The organism is Vibrio sp. 10N.237.312.B06 (assembly GCF_041464685.1).
Classification (GTDB): domain Bacteria; phylum Pseudomonadota; class Gammaproteobacteria; order Enterobacterales; family Vibrionaceae; genus Vibrio; species Vibrio tasmaniensis_A.
In genome coordinates, this window is sequence record NZ_JBFSPI010000069.1 from 8,106 (window position 1) to 27,132 (window position 19,027).

3 protein-coding genes and 3 pseudogenes are annotated in these 19,027 nt (G+C 44.3%); all 6 read left to right on the plus strand.

The features are described 5' to 3' along the window. Positions 1–54: 54 nt before the first annotated feature. The gene (locus AB6C75_RS16990) at positions 55–14,508 is read left to right on the plus strand and encodes a VCBS domain-containing protein (RefSeq protein ID WP_372108336.1); all 14,454 of its coding nucleotides are present in this window, start codon (positions 55–57) and stop codon (positions 14,506–14,508) included. A 260-nt stretch (positions 14,509–14,768) separates the two neighbouring features. Next, positions 14,769–15,354: pseudogene (locus tag AB6C75_RS16995) on the plus strand (IS6 family transposase). A 230-nt stretch (positions 15,355–15,584) separates the two neighbouring features. Next, positions 15,585–16,433, plus strand: a complete 849-nt coding sequence (locus AB6C75_RS17000; RefSeq protein WP_372108338.1) for a carotenoid biosynthesis protein — start codon at positions 15,585–15,587, stop codon at positions 16,431–16,433. 158 nt (positions 16,434–16,591) lie between these two features. Further along, positions 16,592–17,992, plus strand: coding sequence for a cytochrome P450 (locus AB6C75_RS17005; RefSeq protein ID WP_372100900.1), 1,401 nt, complete (start codon positions 16,592–16,594; stop codon positions 17,990–17,992). A gap of 261 nt (positions 17,993–18,253) precedes the next feature. Further along, positions 18,254–18,797: pseudogene (locus tag AB6C75_RS17010) on the plus strand (IS6 family transposase). A gap of 65 nt (positions 18,798–18,862) precedes the next feature. Continuing rightward, positions 18,863–19,027: pseudogene (locus AB6C75_RS17015) on the plus strand (transposase); the annotation flags it as partial.

The following is a 19,027-nucleotide window of genomic DNA, read 5'->3' on the forward strand; positions in this document are numbered from 1 at the left end:
TCTATCTGTGTATTTTACTTAAGACAGTGCAACCACGATTCACGGATGATAAAAATGGCTAACAAAAAAAACGTCGAAACAAACAAGAAAAATACAGAAATCAAAAATAAGAAAAGTAACGAGATAGAACAAAAGAAACCAACACAAAAAAAGAAGCGCAGACTGCATTCACATCTAAAAGTGAATATCCCACTTTTTCAGTCACTCATGATGATTTTGCCATCATTGGCTAAACACTCTGCTGCAGAGAGTATAGACAATTCCAGCGACGCTGCAGATCAAGTAATCGCAAATAACGTGACCGAAAAAGATGTCACCGATGACCATAGCAAGGCGGACTCATCAACGGTTGCTCTCCAAGAAGCTCAGACGAGTGACAACGACGTAAACTCAACCTTAAGTGCAAGTCATGCCGCCCATGGTTCGAGCTCTCACTTGGTTCCTTCTCATCATTTATCGACGCTTTCTCACCCGCAAGTCCATTACATTCCTTCGGTATCGATGCCGACTATCTCCTCAGGAAGTAACGGTCAGCCGATTCATTCGAATGCGCCTACGACGCCCGCTTTACCCGTCACCTTTATGCCAGAAGTCATAAAAGGTACGTACGGAGAGCTTCATGTTGATGCAAATGGTCAATACACATTCGTATTGAATCCAAATTCTCCTCAATACATCCTGTTAAATCAGCACCAACCAGGTACTGACCATTTTGCGTTACACCTATCTAATGGCTCGAGCATCATTGTTCAGATACCGGTAACAGGTAAGCAAGACACGCCAAGTATTTCTGGAGACTTAACAGGTGTCGTAACAGAAGATCACAATATTGATTCACAAGGCTTGTTACATGCGAACGGCAAAATCGATGTCATAGACCCTGACCAAAATGAAAGTTCGGTTACACCGGAAGTTATCTCAGGTAAATATGGTTCATTAACTATCGATGCTGATGGACATTGGCAGTATCAAGTTGATAACTCGCTCTCTAATGTTCAAGCGTTAACCGCAGCCACTTCATTGCACGAAAGCTTCACAATTCACACCAAAGATGGCACACCGCAAACGATCGATATGACGATTGGCGGGAACGACGACAACGCCGTTATCACAGGTGTGGATGCTGGCACGTTAACTGAAGATTTAACGACACAAGTTCAAGGGCAGCTTTCGGTCACGGACTCCGATCTTGGAGAAGATCATTTCCAGGCATCACAAGTAACTAGCAATTTCGGTACGCTAAGCATCACCAAAGACGGTGCGTGGACATACAATTTAGACAACAATAACCCAGTAATTCAAAGGCTTGGCCAAGGTTCAACTGCGACAGACATCGTCACTGTTCACTCTGCCGATGGTACAGCGCATCAAGTTATGGTTACGATCAATGGCACCAACGACCATGCAGTAATCACGAGTAGTACAGCAAATTCACCAAGTTCGTTTTTCGCTATCGGGACAAGTAATGGCTCAAGCCAAGTTACTGAAGATAAAGATCTAACGGTTTCGGGCCAACTCAACATCACCGATATCGACTCAAAAGAGGCGCATTTTTCTAATTCCGACCTCAAGGGGACACTGGGTACTTTACACCTTAAAGACAATGGCGATTGGAGCTACGACCTAGATAATAAAAACCCAAAAGTACAGGCTCTTGGTCAAGGCTCTGCGACAACAGACATCATAACCATCCACTCCGCCGACGGCACTCCTCATCAAATTGCAATTACCGTTAACGGCACCAATGATAAAGCCGTGATAAGCGGAACCAGTGCCGGCGCGGTAACCGAAGAGTCCCAACTTCAGACCTCGGGCACACTTGCGGTAACGGATGTAGATACCGGTGAAGCGCACTTCGCTACTTCATCCACAGGAAGTACCGATATTGCAGGCTCGTTTGGTACGCTTCATCTGACCGATACTGGTTCTTGGACGTACGATCTTGATAATAAAAACCCTGCCGTTCAAGCGTTGGGCAAAGGAGCAACCGCTACCGACACCATCACCGTTCATTCTGCTGACGGTACACCGCACCAAGTGACTATCACAGTAAATGGCACTAATGACAAAGCTACTGTCAGCAGTGCGACCGTTGCCATCTATGAAATCAACAAAGCAGTCACGACTTCAGGAACATTAACCAGCACCGATGTCGATAATCCGGATAATGCGTTCACTCCAGATTCCATTACTGGCACCAACGGCAACCTCACCATTGGTGCTAATGGCCAATGGACCTTCACCGCCAACAGCGCGTTTAATCAACTAAACGTCGGCGATAAAGTCGAAGAGACCTTCACTGTATCGTCTATTGATGGCACAACGTCGACCATCAAGGTCACGATTAATGGCACCAATGACAAAGCTACTATCAGCAGTGCGACCGTCGCCATCGGTGAGACCGACAAAGCGGTAACTACCTCAGGCACGCTAACCAGTACCGACGTAGATAATCCAGATAACACTTTCACACCCGATTCGCTTACTGGCACCAACGGCGACCTGACTATTGATGCTAATGGGCATTGGACATTCACCGCCAACAGCGCGTTTAACCAATTGAATGTCGGCGATAAGGTCGAAGAGACCTTCACTGTATCGTCTATTGATGGCACACCGTCGACGATCAAAATTACTATTAATGGTACCAATGACAAAGCCGTGATAAGCGGAACAAGTGCTGGCGCGGTCACCGAAGAATCTCAACTTCAAACCTCTGGCTCACTGACTGTGACTGATGTTGATGCCGGTCAAGCACACTTCTCCAATACCGATATTGCTGGGACTTTAGGCACCTTACACCTCACTAATTCGGGGACATGGACTTACGACTTAGATAACACCAACCCAACCGTTCAAGCGTTAGGTAAAGGAACAACCGCTACCGATACCATTACTGTTCATTCTGCTGACGGCACACCACATCAAATTACTATTACGGTTAATGGCACTAACGACAAGGCCATCATTGGCGGTACAAACTCTGGTGCAGTGACTGAAGAATCTCAACTTCAGACGTCAGGTACACTGACTGTCACTGACGTAGATACTGGTGAAGCACACTTCTCCAACACTGATATTGCAGGCACATTAGGCACTTTACATTTAACTGATAACGGCACTTGGACTTACGATTTAGATAATACGAATCCACAAGTTCAAGCCTTAAGTAAAGGCGCGACAGCGACTGATACAATTACTGTCAACTCAGCAGATGGTACGCCGCATCAAATTACCATTACGGTGAATGGGACTAATGATACGGCTGTAATTGGTGGGACTTCTGCAGGCGCAGTGACCGAAGAAACGCAGTTACAAACCTCAGGCTCGCTGACTATTACAGATACCGATACCGGTGAAGCACACTTCTCAAATACTGATATTAAAGGCTCGCTTGGGACATTGCATTTAACCGATGCTGGGCAGTGGACTTACGATTTAGATAACACAAACCCAACGGTGCAAGCCCTAGGTAAAGGCGCTGCAACAACCGATACCATTACAGTTACTTCAGCAGATGGTACAACTCACCAAGTGACCATTGCCGTTAATGGAACTAATGACAAGGCTGTTATTACTGGTACAAATACGGGAGCAGTTACCGAAGATCAAGATTTAACAAATCAGTTGAATGTTCACCCAAACTACATGCTTACACAAGGCAAGCTATTCATTAGCGATGTAGATACGAATGAAGCTACATTTCCGATGCAATCTGGCATTGTTGGCGACCACGGGATCGGCTCATTTACACTTATACCAAGTGGCATTTGGCTATTTTCCGCAGATTCAAAACAAGCGGCTGTTCAGGCTTTAGGTGTTGGTGAAACTTTAACAGAGTCGACAACAATAACCTCGGTTGATGGCACACAGAAAACTATTTTGGTAACCATCAATGGTACCAATGATGCACCTGTTATCACCCCTGTTGCGACGCAAACGGTAACCGAGGATGGCAGTAAAACCATTACCTTCCATGCAACGGATATTGATACGACGGATACGTTGACCCCGAGTGTGTCAGCGACACACGGTAGTGCCTCGCTGAATGCGCAAGGTGAAATCGTGTTTACGCCTGATGCTAATTACAATGGTCCTGCTTCAGTTGTTCTTTCAGTGACTGATGGGCATACGACAACCAGTCAAACTATCAATGTTGATGTAACACCGGCAAACGATGCGCCTGTTATTAATCCGATTGTGCCAGTGAGCGCCACTGAAGATGGTGCAGTAGTCACAGGTCAACTCACCTCAACGGATATTGATACGGGTGATACTGCAACCTTCACAACCACATCAACACAGGGTGGATTTACACTCAATGCAGATGGTAGCTACAACCTAGACCCAACAGATGCAAGCTTCCAACACCTTAAAGCAGGTGAGATAAGCACGTTCACTATCCCTGTTACCGTGACCGATTCTGCAGGTGCAACAGATACTAAAGATTTAGTGATTACGGTGACGGGCACGAATGATACGCCGGTCATTAGTGGTGTCGATACGGGGGCATTAAAAGAAGATGTGAGCGCTAACCCTCAGAGTAATGAACTGACTGCGACAGGTAAGTTAGATATTGTCGATATAGATACAGGTGAAGGTAGTTTTGTATCCCATGGATTTAACAAAACGGCCCTACAAGGTCATTATGGTAAATTGGAGATCAGTCAAGATGGGAGCTGGAGTTACTCTGCCGATAATTCTCAAACAGCGATTCAATCCTTAGGCGAAGGTGAGCAGTTAACAGATACAATTAAAGTGACTTCGAAAGACGGTACAACGCATGATGTCGTGGTAACCATCAATGGCACTAATGATAAAGCCGTGATTGGCGGATCTAATACTGGCGCAGTAACAGAAGAATCTCAACTTCAGACCTCAGGCACACTGACTGTCACCGATGTCGATACAGGCGAAGCACACTTTGCGAATACTGATATCCAAGGCTCCTTAGGTACATTACATCTAACAGATAATGGCGCTTGGACCTACGACTTAGATAACACTAACCCAGCAGTTCAAGCGTTAGGTAATGGCGCAACCGCTACTGATACCATTACCGTTCATTCAGCCGATGGCACACCTCATCAAGTCACCATTAAAGTGAACGGCACTAATGATAATGCTGTGGTAGGTGGAGTAGATACTGCAAGTGTCACTGAGAAAGCGGCTGGAGATAATATGTCACCAGATCATGCTCAATCGGGTATGGCGACACTTCGAGTTAGTACACTAAACGCTAATGGACACTTATCTGTGATTGATCCTGACTCTGGTCAGTCTGGCTTTGCTGATAATAATGTGGGGTATAACTATCACGGTACGTATGGTGACTTAATATTAAATCCAAATGGAGATTGGGATTACTATGCCGATGCTGGAAGTCTCAGTCACATTGGTGGAAGGCCCACAACCAGAGGCTCCGCTATCGATAAATTAGGTGAGGGTGAAACACTCACAGACACTATCACCGTTCACACAAAAGATGGAACACCACATAATATAGTCATCACTATCAATGGTAGTAACGACAGGCCTTATTGCTCTTCAGAAGTACAACTCAACGCAGGTACTGAAGATACGAGACAAACCATTACAGCTGCACAACTGTTACAAAATTCAATAGATGTCGATAAAAATGACTCTGGACTGCTTACAGTAGCAAACCTTCATCCAGATCACGGCTCGATTTTAGATAACCAAAATGGTACATACACTTTCACACCAGAAAAAGACTATAAAGGTAAAGTTCATTTCACCTATGATGTCAAAGATGCACATGGCGGTGTCACTCATACTGGAGCTACCAGCAGTTTAAGTGCAGTTGCTGATAAAGCGGTTATAAGCGGTAGTGATACCGGAACGATTATTGAAGATCATAATGTGGGTCACAGTTCATTACAGCCTGTCGTTGCATCGGGTTTGCTGAGTGTGACAGATCCTGATGCAGGGCAAGACCATTTTCAGGTCAATCTGTTATTAGGAGAACAGGCGATTCACGATCCCTTTGGTGGTTTTTTACGCATTACACCAAGTGGCGCTTGGGGATATGAAGTAGCCAATAGTCGCTTGCAATCATTAGCTGAAGGTGAAGTAGAAAAAGTTGTATATCGTGTTTATTCTGCAGACCACACTGCTCACGATATAACAATAACGGTGACAGGCACCAATGATCAACCGACCATAACTGCGACGACACTTGCACAGGGCACTGAAGATACACATTACCAAATGCAAGCAAGTCAGTTTGGTTTTACTGATGTTGATAGTGGCGACACATTACATGCCATCAAAATCACAGATATCCCAGAAGTATCCCAAGGTAAGTTTGTGCTTGATGGACAAGAGGTAAGTGCGGGTCAAAGTATATCAACTGCCGATATCAGCAAACTACAATTTGTACCGGCTAAAGACTTCAATGGTGATGTACAATTTAAATATACCGTTAGCGATGGTCGTACAGATTCAGTAGAAGCAACGAATACTTTGCACATAGCCAATACAGATGATGCTTCTGTTATTTCTGGTGATAGACAAGCTGTTGTTAATGAAGGTGATATTGGCGATACCGTTACTGCTACAGGGCAGTTATCAATTACAGATGTTGATACTGGCGATAATCCAAGCTTTATAGATGTAGCATCAACGGCGACAACATACGGCCATATTCAAATGCGCAATGGCCAATGGACCTATACCCTAGACGAGAGCAAAGTTCAGCATCTAGATCCAGATCAACCTGCGGTACAGGATCACTACACATTTAAAGCCAGTGATGGCTCGACGCAAATTGTAGATATCACCATTCAAGGCACCAACGATAAACCTATCATCGAGTCAGCACACGCAGCGCCGGTAGGCACATCAAGCACCTTAAAATTACAAGATGTTGACGTAATCTCAAACCCAACAGGCGCCAACATTGATGTTGCGCCAAGTAATGCAGAAAATATGGCGCGTTGGGGGACTGATCAGGTCGGTGTCGGATCAGGGGTGAAATTAGTCGGACTATATAAACCTGGATCAGATCATAACTGGATAACAAACCCTGCAACAACAACAACAGGACATAGTGGCGCAGGTGGCTTCAGCCGAATTGATAACCATGATTGGTGGCATACAAATGGAGTTCCAGATACGGTAAACACAGGCTCTGGCGGAGCAACGGGCCATGGCAATGCATGGACAGGCGGGATAGCTGTATTTGAAGATAACACAGGCCATCAGACAATTGCGATTGTAAATCGTGTTTGTACAGGCGGTGGCAGTGAAGTAGATTACCTCTACTATCACTCATATCAACACCTACAAGTAGGTAATACTGTTTATAGTGGCACTGCAACTGCAGGTGAAACAATCAATGTGATGGAGGGTAATCATCAAATAGCCTCTGTTATTGCCGATACTAATGGCCATTGGGAAATTTCTGCAAGCAATTTAGCTGATGGTAAACATACACTACATGTCGAAAATAGCGCAGGTGAACATTCTGCTGAAACTATTTTACAAGTCAGTGGCCATACGGTTCAAAATATTACGCCTGCAGCAATTAATGCAGAAATAAAAGAAGATGCAGCTCAAACAACAATCAATGGTGAATTAAGAACATCAGATGTTGATACAGGCGATACTGCAAGTTTCACGGTACAAGCTGATCACGCAACTAAATATGGCCATTTCTCCATAGATAGTAATGGCCATTATCATTTCACCATTGATAATAATAATGCTGACGTTGATCACCTTGGTGTACATCAGACATTAACTGAAGTCATTCCAGTGACCTCAACTTCAACAGATGGCACTTCAGTTACCACAAATGTCACAATCACTATTCAAGGCTCACTAGATAAGCCAATTCTAAATGCGACAGCACCAGATGCACAGCAAGGCACCACTATTGCGTTAAATTTAAATGTGGCTACAACAGATACGGGTGGTGATACTGAAGATCTGTTAATAAAAATTACCGGTTTACCTGATGCAGCTACACTAAATCATGGTACACACGATGCGGTTGCAAAAATGTGGGTTCTTCATAAATCAGACCTTAATGGTTTAGAACTTAACCTTCATAACGCTAACTTTCATGGGGATTTGCATTTTAATGCAACAGCAACAGCTTCAGCAGGAAGTGAATCTGAATCAGCAACGCAAGCTATTTCTTTATTTGTAAATGCCCCTCCTTCAGTTACTTCCGGAGTAACTGGCAGCAAAGCTGAAGACTCAGGAATGGGTGCAATAGATCTTCTTTCTGGTGCTACTGATGCTGATGCAGGCGATACATTATCTGTTGGCCATATCGAATATCAAATAGGTACAGCCTCAAAAACATCAACAGCTCCTTCATTTTTAACGATGAGTAAAGGTGGACATATACTCATCATTAATTCTAATACACCTGAGTTTCAACATTTAGCTGTAGGTGAGACAGAAACAGTTAAGATCACTTATAATATAACGGATAGTCATGGTGGAACAGTTCAACAGTCTGCGACATTAACTGTTACGGGCACAAACGATTCCCCAGTCATAACAGGCTCTCCAACAGTGAAAACAGTAACGGAAGATGGCGCAAGCGAGACGATAGATCTGCTTAGCGGTGCAACGGATGTTGATGGCGATACGCTGTCGATTGCCGGTATCGAGACCAGCATCGATGGCGCAGCCGCGACAACTGGGCTTGCTGCTGGGCTGAGCCTAGGTGCCGACGGACACACAATCACCGTCGACCCTGCTAACAAGGCATTCCAAGATATAGCAGCGGGTGTTACTCGCAACATCACCGTGAGTTTTAACGTTGACGATGGGCATGGTGGGAAAGTCCCGCGAACAGCACAAGTTGAAGTGGTAGGTACTAACGATCGACCAACGGTGACCTTGCTTAGTCAAGTGGCTACGACAGACGAAGATAGAGCTATTACGCTAACGAAAGATCAGATCCTAACGGGAATTGGCGCGAAAGATGTCGATGGTGATTCGCTAACATTAACTGATCTCAACGTTAGCAACGATGGTACTTTAGTTGACAATAAGGATGGAACCTACACGATCACGCCAAATCAAAATTTTCATGGCGACTTAATGATTGTAGGTAAGGTCTCGGATGGTTCCGAAGTGCGGGTATTTGCTAATCCCCTAGCAGTGAGTTCAGTCAACGATGCAACAAAGGTCGTAGCGACGAGCGCTAGCACCACAGAAGACACCGATATCGTCCTGACTAAATCGCAGCTTTTGGCTGGAGCGACCGATGTAGATGGCGACACCCTGGATATCAACAGCGTAACTGTTAATGGTGGCCACGGAACAGTAACTGATAATCACGATGGTACGTGGACGCTGCACCCAGAAGCTAACTTCAAGGGAGATATATCTTTAGGCTACAAGGTCAATGATGGCCATGCCGATGTTAATAACCATATCACGGTAGCCGTAGCATCGGTTACCGACGCTGCGGACATAAACCTTTCTGTTGCACCGCAAAAAGGCTTTCAGACGGATTCTGCCCATCATCTTTCAATCGATTCGATACTTAACCCTGATAGCGGTGGTGACCACACAGCCAGAGACTACGGAAATGCGCTGACCTTTGAAATGGGGATCACGCTTGATAAGAGCGAGACGTACCACAATGGTGATGTGATCGCCCAGTACGGTGGGCATCTTAGTAGTAGTGCAGGTAAATTGGATCGACCTCAAATGCATTATTATGCGGATGGTTCGAGATACGGGAACGGCGGAGTAACCCTTACAAACCCCCACAGTGTTACCGTTTGGATTGGGGGCATGGATCCTATTGAAACCCACATTGATATTACCGATGGAAAACCCCACCGATTAACGGTGGTTATGAATGATGGGCAAGGCATTAAAGCGCCCACCATGTCGATATTCGATAATGGTAAGCCTGTTGATTACCCCGATGGTTCAAATTCTGAAAGTATGCCAACGCATTATCTAGGCGACAGCGGTTCGAGTGAGCATTGGATAACACCACCGGCATCTGGCTTCACAAAAACAGAAAATGCCTTTGTTGAAGCGCCAACTATCTCGATCCCATACGGCGGTGGCCACGCGAGTGTGCCCAAGTATATTGCCGAGCGTGCAGGCTCGACCGAGCTTGTTATCGGAACGGGTCGAAGCCCTATAGCACTTGGAGATGGGCGTTATGCTACTGGATATGATCATGGCCATATTGTCTGGAGTCACGGTTCGAATCACGACGGCGGAAACATACCTCCCATTACCCCCATCGTCGCAACGATCGAACACGTAACGGTAGCAAAAGAAGCGGTGACAGCGTCTCAGGTAGCTCAAGGGCCACTAGGTGAGCAGGGTCTAGATCCAAAACATGTGTTGATCGATCTAGGGGTGAACGGGGCAGGTATTGTTGACCATACCGGGCTCCACAGCACCGTAGTTCCTTCTGGGTCAGACCATTCGCACGTGATAAACACGGCAGGAATCAATGTTACCAATGACCCACACCACTTAGTCATCAATGCCGATGTGACGCCACACGACAAAGACGACGCGCTTCAAGCTGTTCATCTGCACGGCCTTCCCATTGGCTCAGTTGTCACTGATGGCACGCATACACACACCATCGATGCGACGGACCAAAAAGATGGCTTAGATATCTTGGGTTGGGCACGTGGTTCGCTCGAGGTTAACATTCCATCTGGTGTTACGTACAATGCGATTATTACCGTGGAAGCAACCACTCAAAATCAGGATGGTACCAGTGCGCATAGCGCATCATCGGCACCGGTAATACTGGACCCAGCACACGCGGGTGATATCATTGTTTCTGCTCCACCAATTAGTGGTGTTGAAGACAAGGGGCCTTACGACCTTACCTTAACCGCTATCGACCCAACAGACGCTCATGCAGCAGTCACTTTTGCGGTATCAGGTTTGCCTGCAGGGGCAACGCTAAGCGCTGGTAGTTACGATGCGAATACCAAAACGTGGACAATTTCACCAAGTGAGGCGAACGGTCTGCAGATAACGCTGCCAAAAGACTTTTCGGGAACGGTTACGCCTCACATTACAGCAACATCAAGTGCCGGCCATAGTCATAGTATTGATATGAGCGGTAGTATCACCGATACACAAGATGTAGCGGTGATTTCAGGCACCGATAGCGCGAATATCACAGAAGATATTCACGTACAGTCGTCGGGTGTCATTATGACCAACCAGAATCAGCTCAATGTACAGGACCCAGACGCAGGTGAAGCCCTGTTTACGCCTACAGGCAGTCCATCGGGATCGGGTAGTACAGCAACGGGTAGCTGGGTTGCAGGTGATAAGGGTATAGGGCAGTTCATTCTGCATGCTGACGGACGGTGGCTCTACAAGGTTGACAACGATAACACTCATATTAACAGTCTCGGCGATGGTGATACCTTTACCGAAACCTTAACCGTTCAAACTAAGGATGGTACAACACACCAACTAACGTCGACGATTCATGGTACTAACGACCAACCTGTCATTGATGCTACTTCAGCCGTTACGGCTATTGAAGGTGGCCATACTGCGCATAAAGGGCAAATCACAACAACAGATGTAGATACTGGTGATAGCGCTACTTACACGGCAATTACGCCAACGACGGGTCAGCATATTCAAGGCTTTACACTTAATAAAGATGGTAGTTATGAGTTTGATGCCACCGATGCGGGTTACGATCATTTAGCATTAGGTAAAACCGAACAAGTGAGCGTTTCTGTAACGGTGACTGATGGCGCAGGCGCTACGGATCAAAAAGACTTAATCATTTCAATCACTGGCACCAACGACAGACCAACGGTTGTTTCGTCACTTGCTCAGCATATTCATTCGATTGATGAAGATACAACACAACACTTTAGCGCTAAAGATTTTGGTTTTATCGATAAAGATCACGGCGATCAGCTTGACCATATAACGATTACCGCACTGCCAGATGCTTTTAAAGGGCAATTTGAGTATGACGGCCACCCTATAACTATTCCTTTGGATGTGTTAACGGCTGATATCAGTAAAATAACCTTTGTACCTGCTCAAGATTATAACGGTGGCGTGCAATTTGGCTTTACCGTAAATGATGGACATACCGATTCCTTTCCTAAAATAGGTAATTTCGAAATCATACCGGTCGCTGATATTTCTACGGTGAGTGGTATTGATACCTTGTCAATGACTGAAGGGAGTGCCGCCAATGCCCATGCAGACTTAACCGTCGCCAAAGGAGCATGGCTAGCGAATGTTGATGGCCATTTTGACTTCCCAGAGGTCGTAGCTAATGACCCTAATGCAGGGCGTTGGTATGCAATAAATGGGGCAGGTGTAGCGGGAGGCGCAGCCCATGGTATGAAAATTGAAACAACACAATGGGTCATGAACATGGGAGACCCTAATTACGGTCATAATGGCTATATGACATTTACCCGTAATACCGATCATGCCACTGCTTCCTATAATGCTGTAGATCGTGCCGAGGGAGATTTACTCATTAATGACCCAGATACACTACCAGCAACCTTTATTGATGTAACCGATAGTTTGGGTGATAACGGTTATGGCAAATTTTCGATGCATAACGGGCATTGGTCGTTTGTTGGTGGTGACAAAACCACTGCGCTAGCGGATGGCGAAAAAGCGACAGAGACCTTTACCTTTAATACCTCCGATGGTGTTACACATCAGGTGACTGTTAACCTTACAGGTAGCGATACCAAGGCAGAGTTTAAAGGTGATATTTCTGCCAACCTCAAAGAGGGAGATATTGGTGATACTGTGTCTGCACATGGCAGCCTTAATATTGTGGATGTTGATACAGGGCAAAATCCGATAATTGCAGATTTTCATGATAAAAGTGGAGTTAATGGTTACGGACATTTTTCAATAGTCAATAATCAATGGACTTATGAGATTGATCAAACGAAAGTTCAAAAACTTAATGCGAGTGAATCAGTTCAGGATAAAATAACGGTGACCGCCAGTGATGGCACCACCCAAGATATTGTCATTAGTATAAGAGGTACAAACGATGCTCCTGAAGTGACGGGCGCAGTGGCGAATACCGACGATAGTGAAGGACATGCAATCGACATGACGCTCCCATCAAATTTATTTACCGATGCAGAGGGAGATAGCTTTACGTTAAGTTTAGCTGTTTCGCAACATACTGAGGAAGCAGTAAACCCTGATAGCGTTAACCCAGGTTGGCAAGGCAAAGATACAGCGTTAGGTATGCCTACTTGGCTTCATTTTGATGCGAAAACGGGGCGAATATGGGGGACACCTCCACATAGCGCAGACGGTGACTTAGATATCACGGTCACGGCAACGGATGCTAAGGGCGCAACAGGTACCTATGATTTTCATATCGCGGTAACCGATGTTGATGCAAGTGGCATTGCACACGCTAATGTAAATGAAGATGATAGAGCAACGGGTCAACATTCAGCAAATGGACAGTTAGATGCATATAATAATGGTCAACATATTATCTGGCATGAACAAGCTACAGGGCAAGATAGCACCCCTAATATGATTCAGGGTACATATGGTCACTTGCAAATATCAACAGGTGGCACATGGATTTATTACCTTGATCATGATGGCGCTAGAAGTTATTCCAATAAAGATCTTAATGCCCTAAAAGCAGGTCAGGTAGAGCAGGAGCATTTCACCATTCATGGTTTACAAAATGGTAAAGAGGTCGCTACCGAACAAGTTATTATTGCGGTTACGGGTAAAAATGATGGTGCGACTATTAATGGTACCATGACAAGTAAAAGCGTAAGTGCAATTACAGAAGATGCTACAAAGGATACATTAGCTGGTCACTTGAATTTAAAAGATGCCGATCATGGTGAAGATCAGTTCACACCAGATCCACACATTGCAGGAACTTATGGACATCTAGAATTAGCAGCCAATGGTGATTGGGTATATCACCTTGATAATAACCTTGCCGCTACAAATTCATTAAGCTCTGCGCATGGTGGAACAGAAACCTTTACAATAAACTCACCAGATAATACAGCTTCTCATACAATAACAATTAATGTGAATGGGGTTGATGATCCATTAACTGCTGTTACGTCACCAGCCCCACCTCCGCCAGTACAACATGATGAACCTGACTTTAGTGCTGATACGAGTGAAGATCTCTCTGTCACCCTTGATGATGTTGGTCTCGTTGTCCCCGATAGCCAACATCAAGCAGTAAATGATCACCCTGTTACTGGCGCAGCTGCTTATCTTGATGCATTGGGGATTACACCTGCAGCGCCTGTAGCAGATGCACCTGAACATCAACTACCTGCTGATATGGATATTGTGATGGCGGAAGCGGATCATATTGTATTAGGACATGATGATGTGGCGCATCTAGATTTATCGGGTGCGCTTGAACACCAAGGGCATGAACATGATACTAACCAACAGGATCACGATGATACGCAACATCATCAAGTGGATGATTTACCAGGCATTGATCCCAATAGTTAACGCATAAAATGCCAATCACTAAAACCAAAAAAGGAACACTATTTAGTGTTCCTTTTTATTTCTATTCTCTTTTAAATTTCAGTTATAACCTATAATCTCAAAGCTAACTTAATGTAACGAAAAATCATGGAGTTATGCTTACTTCCAGTACCCGAATGGCGATATAGTGGCGGCAAATTTTAATCACAAGAAACAGGGGTTGTGTCGCAAACAAGGGGGTAGGTTATGATCACCCCTCAACATTCTTCAGCTTTAACATTATGACTATTAAGTTTACCGGCCGTCACTTTCCTTCTGAGATCAGACTACAGTCCGTTCGTTACTATGTTTCCTACAAGCTGAGCTACCGTGAAATTAAAGAGGTGTTAGCTGAGCACGGCATCAGTGTTGACCACTCAACATTGAACCGTTGGATCATTAAATACGCTCCCCTGCTTGAGCACCAGGCACGTAAATAAAGAAGCCAGTCGCGTCTGCGTGGCGAATGGACGAGACATACATTAACGTCAAATGTCAGTGGAAATATTACTATCGAGTCGTTGAGAAGCACGGTCATTTCATTGATTTTTTACTCTGCAAACGCCGTGATGAGAAAACGGCTCGCGCCTTCTTTGCCAAGGCAATCTGCTATAAGGGTTTACTAGGAAAAGTGGTTAGCGATAAGAGTGGTGCCAACGCGTTAGCGTTACATAATGTCAATGTTTAACTCTGGCTGATGGGAAATCAGATGAGGGAGCCAGTTCCACCCTGGCAGGCGTGGAACTGTGGTCGATAATTAAAAGTGAACAGCTCGATAATCCTGAAGGCTTATCTGCTTGGGAGCAATTTTACGCCCTAGCAGCCTAATTGCATCTGAAGATCTGTACACTTGTACTTCGTCATAACTTTGCGACACAACCGTATTAATGGTACAGATCACATTACATCAAAGCCACTGATTAGACCAGGCAACAAACTTTTCATGATATTCTGTCCTGCTTTATTATTATCGTCTATTTGATATCAATTGATTAGCACCATTATTCATCTTGCCTAATCGTTATCATGACTTTTAGTTTCAAAAATAAGAGTAGTATATGAAGCCTAGAGCACCTTTATTCTTGCTTGCAATCACCATTATTTATATTGTTTATTCATTTCTTCGAGGTTATACCGACTTACATATATCGAGCGTATTTACTCCACTAATTTTGTTCCCGTTTGCAATATTACACGGTAGTGTCTATTGCGGTATAAAGAAAATGTCATGTTTCTTTCTATTAGTCTTCGTTGTCAGTGTTTTCTACGAAAGCGTTAGTATTTCAAGTGGATTTCCTTTCGGTCACTATTATTATTCTGACCGACTAGGAATTAAAATATTTGACGTCCCATTAGCAATCATGCCGACCTACTTCAGTTTGGGTTATGTCTCTTGGTTTATATCAACCATCCTTCTTAATCAGTTTGATAAACCGATACAAACGAAAAGTAAAGCAATCATCATCTCTCTTACTTCCTCATTTGTAATGGTTTCATGGGATGTCGTTATGGATCCTGTGAATTCGCTCATCAAATCGCTGTGGGTCTGGACCGATCGTGGTGTGTATTTTGGCGTTCCGTTAAGTAATTTCTTTGGGTGGTTTTTATGCGTATTTACCTTTTATTTGCCTTTCTCATTATGGTGCTACAACGATAAAGTACATTTGAAGCAAATCCCGCCCCATGGTTACTTATACCTGCCCTCAATCATTTACGTTACCATAATGTCAAAATACATCCTTTGCTTCTTGTTCAAAGACAACCTTGATGTCGCCACTTTGCATGGCGAAATTTTTAGCTCAAAAGACATTTATGGAAGTGTGATGCTTATTGGTATCTTTACTATGCTGCCAATCGGTATCCAATCTATCTATAAGATCTACCGACACCGCAGTCACTCGCTCTGAGCGACAAGAGTTCTTTAGTTCACACAATACGGTACTCACATTGTTTACACGCGCTAGCGTTGTATCACAACCAAAGTTTCGTATTACGATAACAAGCATGCTAAGCCGCTCTCAGCACCTCCTATTCATAGCATTCAGATCAAGTTAAGGTAATACAAATGCAGAAAATTGAACAGCTTCCAATGCCTCCTAAATCGGGGATTTTGGGGCATGTGAGTTATTTGAAGAAACCCAATGTTCATCAACAGATGCTGTCTTGGGTGAATGAATATGGTGCTTATTTTCGTTTGAAACTGGGAATGAAGGATGTAATGGTTCTCTCTGAACCCTCTCAGATTAAGGCGATTTTAAAATCGAGGCCAGATGACTTTCGCCGTTTGAAAAGCATTGAAAGTGTGTTTGAAGAAGCAGGGCTTAACGGTATTTTTTCTGCAGAAGGTGATCGTTGGAAACATCAGAGAAAGTTGACTGAGCCTATGTTCCAGCCTAGCCACCTTAAACATTTTTACCCTAAGTTAAGTGTGATTACCGAACGTTTAAGAAAGCACTTTGAAAAGTTATCAGAATCAGGAACTGTCGTTGATTTAGTTAGCGAATTCAAAAAATACACAGTAGATGTCACATCATTGTTGGCTTTTGGTGAAGACTTTAATTCGATTGAGCAATCAGACACTCCTCTTGGAGAAAGTTTACGACATGTCTTTCCTGTGATTAGCCAGCGCTCTAAGTCTCCTATTCCTTTATGGCGATTTTTCAAAACCAAGAAAGATACTCAGTTCGATGCAAGTTTAGAAGAGATCGGTCATTTTGTGTCGACTTGTATTGATAAGCAGCGCACGCGTTTGGCTGAGTGTCCTGAACTTAGAGAGTCGCCAGAAAATATGCTTCAAATAATGCTGCTGGAACAAGAATTGGATACATCACTGACTGATCGAGATATTCTAGCGAACGCCATTACTCTGTTATTAGCAGGGGAAGATACCACAGCAAACACTCTTGCTTGGATGGCGTTTCTTGTGAGTGGAAACCAAGGTAGCGAGCAAGCTTTACAAAGTGAACTGGCTGATCTGGGAGAAGCTTCTGTATTAGAGTGGCCGATCCCTCGGGTTCCCTACATGACAGCAATTATGTATGAAGCGATGCGCCTTAAACCTGTGGCTCCTCAGCTTTACCTAGAGCCGACAAAAGATACTTATCTTGGTGATTTTGACATAAAAAAAGGCACGCCTGTTTTCGTAATACTGCATGCTAACGGTTTTGATCCCGATTTGTTTGAAGATCCAATGTCGTTCGATCCTAATCGTTGGATAAATAAAAAAGGGGCGTCATTTTCGAACCTTCAACCATTTGGCGGGGGGGCAAGGCTTTGTCCGGGTCGTTCACTCGCTATTATGGAAATAAAATTGGCGTTTCATTCTTTATTTAATGAATTTACGTTAGAGCCTCAGCAAGCTCCTGAAGATGTGTTCGAACAGTTCGCGTTCACCATGTCGCCTGTTGGATTTAAAGTCAAAATTAAAAAAGTTGCTGATGCTGACAAGAGGAATATCAAACTTTAACTGGGCAAGAAGGACAGCATATGGATGACCTAAAGCTGGAATTAAAGTGTACCTTTATCCAAAGTAAGTGGCTTGGTGAAGAAGATAGACGGAATTTGAGACATCGTGCTTTTAAATATCTTCAATTAGAAGAAGACTTTTGTTCTTTAATCGATAATTATCCCGCAAACGATCTTATTATGGAACTCAAATCTCTTCTTCTCAAGTGAGGTTGGCATTGCCTTCTCCTAGGGGATTTGTCGCGAACAAGGGTGGTAGGTTCTGATCATACTGCAGTCCGTTCGTTACTATATTTCCTACAAACTGAGCTACCATGAAATTGAAGAGCTGTTAGCTAAGCGCGGCCTCAGTGTTGACCACTCAACATTGAACCGTTGGGTCATTAAATACGCTCCCCTGCTTGAGCACCAGGCACGTAAATAAAGAAGCCAGTCGCTTCTTCGTGGTGAATGGACGAGACGTACATTAACGTCAAAGGTCAGTGGAAATATTACTCTCGAGTCGTTAGAAGCACGGTCATTTCATTGATTTTTCACTCTGCAAACGCCGTGATGAGAAAGCGGCTCGCGCCTTCTTTACCAAGGCAATCTGCTATAATGGTTTACCAGGAAAAGTGGTTAGCGATAAGAGTGGTGCCAACGCGTTAGCGTTGCATAATGTCAATGTTCAACTCTGGCTGATGGGAAAAATACTCAACTTGATTGAAGTGTGTCAAATTAAATATCTGAACAATATAGTTGAGCAAAGTCATCGAAAAGTGAAAGGTAAAATAAATCAGTGCCTGGGGTGGAGCTGTGGTCGATAAGGCTTTGTTGCGTAATTCAAGAACCTACGATCTGATCAGCTACCTCCACCCTCTCTCGTAGCTCTATGCCTAAGCCTCGTTACAAAACAACCAATCACTCATTAACCGTGGCTCTCTGACCTTTTGGATTGATGAAGAAGCAATAAGCGGGTGGGCGCAAAGTAAACAGAATAAGCGCGGGAGGCCGCGTCGGTTCAGTGATTTAGCTATCACGACAGCACTCATGGTGA